The following is a 6,920-nucleotide window of genomic DNA, read 5'->3' as shown; positions in this document are numbered from 1 at the left end:
GTCCACGAACTTCGGCCGCATCGTTCTCGAACTCAACGACGCCGAAGCCCCCAAGACCGTCGAGAACTTCCTGAGCCGGGTCTCGGGCAGCGCCCACAACGCGGCCCACCCGGCGAGCACCAGCACGCCCACGCCCACGGTGATGAAGGTGGCACCGGCGCCCACGTCCTGGCGGGCGAGGAAGCCACCGGCAGCGGCGCCGAGGAAGCCGCCGATGCTGTACACGGCGTGGAAGGACGACATGATCGGCCGCCCGTACGCCTCCTGCACCTGCACGGCGTTGGCGTTCATGGCGATGTTCAGGGTGCCGTGGGTGAGGCCGAACAGGAACAGTGCGGCGGCCAGCCCGGCCAGAGAGCTGACGTAGGCGGGCGGGACGAGCAGGATGCCTTCCAGCAGGGCGGTCGGAACCATCACCGGGGTGCTGCCGAAGCGGTCCGCGAGCCGGCCCAGGAGCAGCATGCCGACGATCGCGCCCCCCGCGAACGCCAGCAGCGCCACGCTCAGCAGACCGTCGCTGAGGCCGAGATGGCCCTTCACCGCGGGGATGCGGCTGGTCCACGTTCCCAGCGCGGTGCCGAACAGCAGGAACAGTAACGACGTCGCGGTGCGGCCCCTCACGAGTGTGCGGCGGTCGCGCGGTTCGGCCTTCACGTCATGCCTCCCTGTTCAGCGGGCCGCTGGCGCTCCGCCTCCGATACGGACATCGCCAACCGGGCCGCCCCGCGCAGTCAACGACAGCCCCCAGACCGCGTCAAGGTCCCTCCCGGCGCGCATATCCGAATAGCGGGATAGCCGCAAGATATTGGGTCCGGCCATGTTCTCCGGCCGCTTTCGCAAACCTTGTTCACTTCGCATTGGAAGCGCTCTCAACCGGGAGTCACGACAGCGCGATTCGCGCTCCGCCAAAAAGGCGCGATGCCCCCTTTGGTGCGGTCTCCGTCCTGAGAGCCGTTCACACCCGGTGGCCTGCCCGGTTGGCGTGATCCTTCCGGTACCCCTGCCGTCTTCCACAGGGTCGCCCTACGCTCCGTTCCCGCGGCGGTCCTGCGGTGATGCCGTTGGCCGGCCGGCGACTCGTGGAGGCCGGGCCGGCTGTTTGATATCCGGCGCACGCCACACACCGTTTCACTTTCCGCGCCTTTCGCTCGACCGTCGTACATGAACTGCCCGGACCCGGCGCGAACGCATACCGAGAGGTGTCCCGGCACATCACCGGCGGCGGCCATGTCCGCCCGCTCGACGAGCTCACCCGCCATGCTGTGCTGGACCGGCTCGACTACCGCCGCAGCCGTTGGCCGAACACGGCCAACTCCCACCTGCCGATCACCCAGAAGACCGCCGTCGAGCTCGGCCCGCCCGGCAGGCTCTGGACCACCCGGGCCACCCGCAGTCTCACCGCCACCCTCGAACGGCTCCGCGTGGACCGTCAGCTCGCTCGGGCGTGGAATCCCTCTGCTACCACCGCGACCGGCTCGGCTCCCTGCCGCTGCGCGACGAGCTACGGGAAGAGCATGGGTCATATAGGGACCGGTACGCGAAGGAGATGATCACCCGGGGCCCGACCCTCGCCGGCGAGCCGGATCCGCGCCCGCACCCCCGACGACGACATGGCCGACCGGATCCGCGCGGGCGTCGGCTCGGTGCCCGTCCCCGCGGGACGCTGCCACGAGATGAACAACGTCCGCGCCGACGGACACGGCTGCCCCGTATACAACCGCTGCTTCTCCTGCACCTTCTACACCACCGACGTCACCCACCTGCCCGAGCTGCGCCAATTGCGCGCCGGGAAGGCGGAGCAGCTCGCCGCGCTGGAGAGCGCCTACGGCGGCGTGCCTACCGCGGGACCCGTTGAGCGTGGCGAGCCTGGAGCTGCTGCGCCAGGAGGTTCAGCAGATCGACGAACTCGTCGGCGAATGCGAAGCCGACATCAGCCTCCTCACCCCCGAGGAAAGGACCACGGTGGAATCCTGGCTCCACACCAGAGACCGGTTCCTCACCGTCATCCCCGTGGCGGCGGTTCTGGCCGGGCAGCAGCGTCTGGACCAGCCGACCGTCGACCCGATCGTCACCGAATCGACGACGGGATGACGCGCCCGGCCAACCCGCACAAGCAACCAGGCCGGGTGCCAATCCCCGCCCGTCGGGCCGAAGTCCTCGACGCGGGCAGGGCGGCCGCCGTTCAACGGCGCCGTGCCGATAGCGAACAATGCCGACAGCGGGTCCCCGACGTCCTGGCCGCGATGCGTAAGAGCCGCCAGGCCCTCTCCGACGCGGAGATCACCCGGCGGGCCGCCGTCAACTCGCAGTACCTTCAACGCCACCGCGACCTTGAAGCCGAAGCCGAGGCCGTCCGCGCCCACCTCGCTCAGGACCCGCCACGAGCTGCGGCAGCTGCAACCGCCCGTAAGGAGGCAGCACTCGAAGTCGAGAACCGCATGCTGCTGGAACAGAACGCCGCCCTGCAACGGACCCTTCACGAGATCCAGAACGAGCTACGCACGCTACGCGCCAACGATCTGGGGGCCCGCCTCCGCTGAACAATCAGTAAGGGGCCTGTCAGGCACGGTTCGCTGCGGGCTACTTACCTCCCACGCGCCTGTCGCTCTCTCGCACCCAAGGTAATGCTGACAGCGTGGACGAGGTCCGGTTCACGGACATCGAGCACCTGGAGTTTGACCTGTAGCAGCCGCGTCCCGCACTGCCGTGAGTCCCAAAACAGTCGGTCCGGGACTCACTTGCATGACCGCCGTGTTCGCCATTCCGCCCGATTTCCATCGTAAGTTAGTCGATGACCCACCGACCTATTCCACCCTCGCAAACGCAATGCAACGTCAATCCGCCGACCGTGCAGGAAGTGTGACCGGGGAGGGCTCGGGAGACCTCTGACCCGCAGAGCGGCGGCGGCCCATCAACTGGAACGATGAAGTGTGCCCTCGGCGCCCGCCGACCGCCGAGTCCCGTCGGCGCCGCGCGGCCATCGAACCCACCACCCGACGGATGTTCCAGAACGTCGACCCCGCCCGCACCTGCGCGGCACCGTCGCCTACCTGCTGGAACAGCGTCACGCCGACTACGCCCTGTCGGCCAAGGGCAACCAGGCGGCCCCGCTCGCCTGGGTCCACGCAGCTCTGCCACCCGCGGTCCCCGAAGCGGAGGAGCACGTCCAAACCGAGCGTTCCCACGGTCGCATCATCCGCCCGTCGGTCTGGACCGCCCCGCTACCTGATCAACTGAATTTGACGCTGCCCTGGGGGCACATGGCCGAATTCCGCGATTCGGCTATTCATTCGAGACGGCGGATGGCGAAGTGGAGCGGGCTGCGGGCAGCGGGCTCGGTCGTCTACAAATGCGCCGACCGAATCGATTCTCCGAACGGCCCTTCGATTAGGTGTCCGCTTTCGGCGGCCCGTAAAATACCTGAATCCCCGCACATGAAAACGGGTTTGACGGGTGAGAGGTGTCCATTTCCAGGTTCCTGGCCGGTGTTTTCCAGACGTAATGGCCGCATGACTTTGCCACGCACACGCTCCGCATTGATGTTTCCGTGACCCTCACCTATTTTATTTTCCGTAACGGCACAGAGGCTCCGAAGTTCCGCGGGCGCCTCACCCAACCGTGTCCACAGGCGGGGGTCACCCATGGCGCTGACGGTCGACGAACTGGTTGCACTGTTCCCGGCGGGGGGTGCCGGTACGTTCGAACTCGACACTGGGCGGCTCGGGCTGACCGGCGAGCCCGAGTCCCTGGAGCACCTGCCCAGCGGCATTCTGACTCTCACTGAGGCGACTGCCGACAGCGCCGCTCTGACAGTGACCGGCAAAGTCACTTTGGCCGGTGAGGAGATGCCGGCCAGCGCCCGGTTCTTCGCCACCGGCACGGCGGTCGACGCGCTGCTCTTCGAGGCGAGCCCGGCGACCTGGCTGCTCCAGACCGCCGTCGCCCGCGTCGACCTGTCCGGGCTGTCCGGCGGCCGGTCACTGCGGGTCCTGCTGGCCGCCGGACAGGCCGCGGCCGCGGCCGGACGGTGCCCCGGCACCGGGCCCTGGGTGGGCTTCCAGCTCGGTGGGTCGGTCGCCGACCCGCTGGAGTTCCGCGCCGAACTGCGCAAGGAGTCCATCGGCACGGCCCAGCCCCTCGACGGACCGCCGCTGCTGATCACCCCGCTGCTGGAAGCCCTCGGCGAGTACGGCGTGGAACTGCCCGGACCGCTGGTCGACTGGCTGGAGCGGGTCCAGCTGCACCAGCACCCGATGGGCAAGATGGACAACCTGATGGTCACCGCCGAAGCGCCGGTGGACCACGGCACCGGCGCGAACCCGGTGGAACTGCTGGTGCTGCGGACCACGGTGCTCGGCCGCACCGGCCAGGACGGCAAACCCAAGGCCACCACCGTCGCCATGGTCCGGGCCCGCACGGACTGGGACGGTTCCGGGCTGCCGGTGGTCGGGCCCATGATCGGCAACGGGCTGCTGTCCCTGCCCGCGCTCCAGATCATGTACGTCTCCGAGAACCTCAGCGCCGAAGACGTCATCAAGATCAACCGGGTGGTCACGGAGTACAACCTCGGCCCGCTCCAGCAGTTGCCGGTGGCGAACGAGGCGGCAGGGGTCCCGCTGGGCAAGAACGTGAGTGCGGCGGTCCACCTCGCGGTCATGGGCCATCCGACCCCGGCACTGGTGATCACCGTCCCGCCGAAGTTCGGACCGGATCCGCAGAGCCCGGAGAAGCCGAAGCTCGAATACGAGTTCGTGATCGGCAAGCAGTTCGGGCCGGTCTACCTCTCCTCGATCGTCTTCCGCTACGACCTCAAAAAAGGGCTGCTGATCGAGCTCCAGGGCCAGGTCACGATCGGTTCTCTCACCTGGCAGGTCGCCGGACTCGGCTTCTACGTCGGCATGAGCGGCGGCTTCCCGCTGCTGCCCTTCCTGCACGGCATGAACATCGAAGCCACCGCCGCCGACGGGCTCATCGGCTTCAAGGGCGGCCTGCTCAACAAGACACCTGACGACCCCACCCTCGACTTCGAACTCGCCGGACTGATCCTGGTCCAGGCGATGGCGGTAGAACTCGGCGCCCAGGCCGTGTGGGCACGCAGCGTCGAAGGCTGGCACTCGGTCTTCGTCTACGGCGAGATCTCCCTCCTCGGCGGCGCCTCAGTCTTCGGCCCGCCGCCCTTCACCGTCACCGGCTTCTCCGCCGGATTCGGGATCAACAGCTCCTTCAAGAAGGTCCCCACCGGCGCCGAGATCGCCGAGTTCCCTCTGGTGGCACGGTTGGACGCGGCCCAGGCGCTGCCCGGCCTGCCGGCCCCGACGCCGTACACCCCCGAGGACGCGCTCAAGGCCCTCACCGGACCCACCGGCTGGATCCGCCCCACCGAGGGCCAGTACTGGATCGCCGCCGGAGTGAAGTTCACCAGCTTCGGCTTCATCGAGACCAAAGCCCTCGCCGTCATCGAACTCGGCGACTCCGTCAAGGCCATGCTGCTCGGCCGCACCTCCGTCAGCCTGCCGCGCGCCCTCAACCCGAACGCCCGGGCCATCGCCAAGGTGAACATCGGCCTGAGCCTCGGCTTCAGCTCCGCCGAGCACTGCCTGTCCATGGACGTGGCCCTGCTGCCCGGCAGCTATGTGCTCGATCCGTCGATCGAACTCACTGGTGGCATCGCCGTCTACGTCTGGACTGGCGGAGGCCGCGCCGGGGACTTCGCCATCAGCCTCGGCGGCTACCACCCCGACTACAACGTCCCCACGCACTACCCCCGGCCCAAGCGGCTCGGGTTCGTGTGGTCCCCGGCCAGCGACATCACCGTGCGGGCCGAGGCCTACGCCGCGATCACCCCCGCCGCGTTCATGTTCGGCGGGCGCCTGGCCGCCGTCTACGACAAGGGCATCTTCTCCGCGTGGTTCACCGCACACCTCGACGTGCTGGTCCAGTGGAAGCCCTTCTACCTCGATGTCCGGCTCGGCATCAGCATCGGCGTCGCGGCCACCATCAAGGTCTGGTTCGTCCGGGTCCGCATCTCCGTCGAGGTCGGCATCGACCTCCACCTGTGGCTGCCGCCCTTCGGGGGCCGCGCCACCGTCAAACTCTGGTTCATCTCCTTCAGCTTCGGCTTCGGCTCCTCCCGCGACAACACCCCCACCGTGGACTGGCCCGAGTTCCGCACCCAGATCCCCGCACCCGTCCGGGTCATCCCCAACGAGGGCCTGCTCGCCGACGCAGATCAGGGTGAGATCACCCGGCGTGCGGCTGCCAAGGAACCGACCCTCGTCTCCTCGGCCGGATTCACCTTCACCACCGAAGCCGGCATCCCCGCCTCGCACCTCTACATCAACGACCGGCTGATCAAGCAGTCCGACGAGGGGACCATCGACATCCGCCCCATGCGGAAGACCGGTGTCACCTCCGCCCACCGGGTCACCATCACCAAGGACGGCACGACCTTCCACCCCACCGACCATCACTGGGTGGTCAAGCCGGTCACCGGCACGGTCGCCCCCGGCCTGTGGGGCAAGCCCCTGGCCAAACCCGGTGACGCGCTCGACGGTGACCAGCTGCTCGAAAACCGCCTCACCGGACTGAGGATCACCCTCCCCGAGCCGGACTACGGCACCGACACCGGGCCCGTTACCTCACAGGCGCTTTCGTACGAAGGACTCCCGGACGGCCGCATGCCCCTGCGCGTGTCCGACCCCGCCGGGCCCGAGCCGCGGGCCGACGACCACAGCGTCCGGATCATCGTCGACACCGTCGCCGCCCCCACCGTCAAGGCCCGCCGCGCCGCTGTGCTCAGCACCCTCGCCCGGCTCGGCGCGGGACCCGGCGCCGACACCGACAGTCCGCTCACCGGCTACGCCGCACTCGCCGGCCGCAGCCTGACCACCCCGCCCCTGACCACCACCGCGACGAGGTGA

5 protein-coding genes are annotated in these 6,920 nt (G+C 68.6%); 4 read left to right on the top strand and 1 reads right to left on the bottom strand.

The genetic code is table 11. The features are described 5' to 3' along the window. The coding region (locus ACWD0J_RS26330) for an MFS transporter (protein ID WP_451498306.1) at window positions 1–654 on the bottom strand (654 nt) is incomplete at its 3' end. A 545-nt stretch (window positions 655–1,199) separates the two neighbouring features. On the opposite strand from ACWD0J_RS26330, the gene ACWD0J_RS26325 reads away from it, so the two are divergent. The 4 genes from ACWD0J_RS26325 (at window position 1,200) to ACWD0J_RS26310 (ending at window position 6,920) form a co-directional block, all read left to right on the top strand. Then, on the top strand, window positions 1,200–1,550 hold the full coding sequence (locus ACWD0J_RS26325) for a hypothetical protein (RefSeq protein ID WP_451498305.1): 351 nt from the start codon (window positions 1,200–1,202) through the stop codon (window positions 1,548–1,550). Window positions 1,551–1,857: 307 nt separating this feature from the next. Continuing rightward, the gene (locus ACWD0J_RS26320) at window positions 1,858–2,091 is read left to right on the top strand and encodes a hypothetical protein (protein ID WP_451498304.1); all 234 of its coding nucleotides are present in this window, start codon (window positions 1,858–1,860) and stop codon (window positions 2,089–2,091) included. A gap of 152 nt (window positions 2,092–2,243) precedes the next feature. Continuing rightward, window positions 2,244–2,540 (top strand): hypothetical protein, encoded by a 297-nt coding sequence (locus tag ACWD0J_RS26315; RefSeq protein ID WP_451498303.1) that lies wholly within the window; start codon window positions 2,244–2,246, stop codon window positions 2,538–2,540. A 1,101-nt stretch (window positions 2,541–3,641) separates the two neighbouring features. Continuing rightward, window positions 3,642–6,920: a DUF6603 domain-containing protein gene (locus tag ACWD0J_RS26310; protein ID WP_451498302.1), complete on the top strand. Its 3,279-nt coding sequence runs from the start codon at window positions 3,642–3,644 to the stop codon at window positions 6,918–6,920.

The sequence above is a fragment of the Streptomyces sp. NPDC003011 genome (assembly GCF_053591515.1).
The sequence above is the reverse complement of the archived record's forward strand: the minus strand, read 5'-3'. Positions and strand labels throughout refer to the sequence as shown.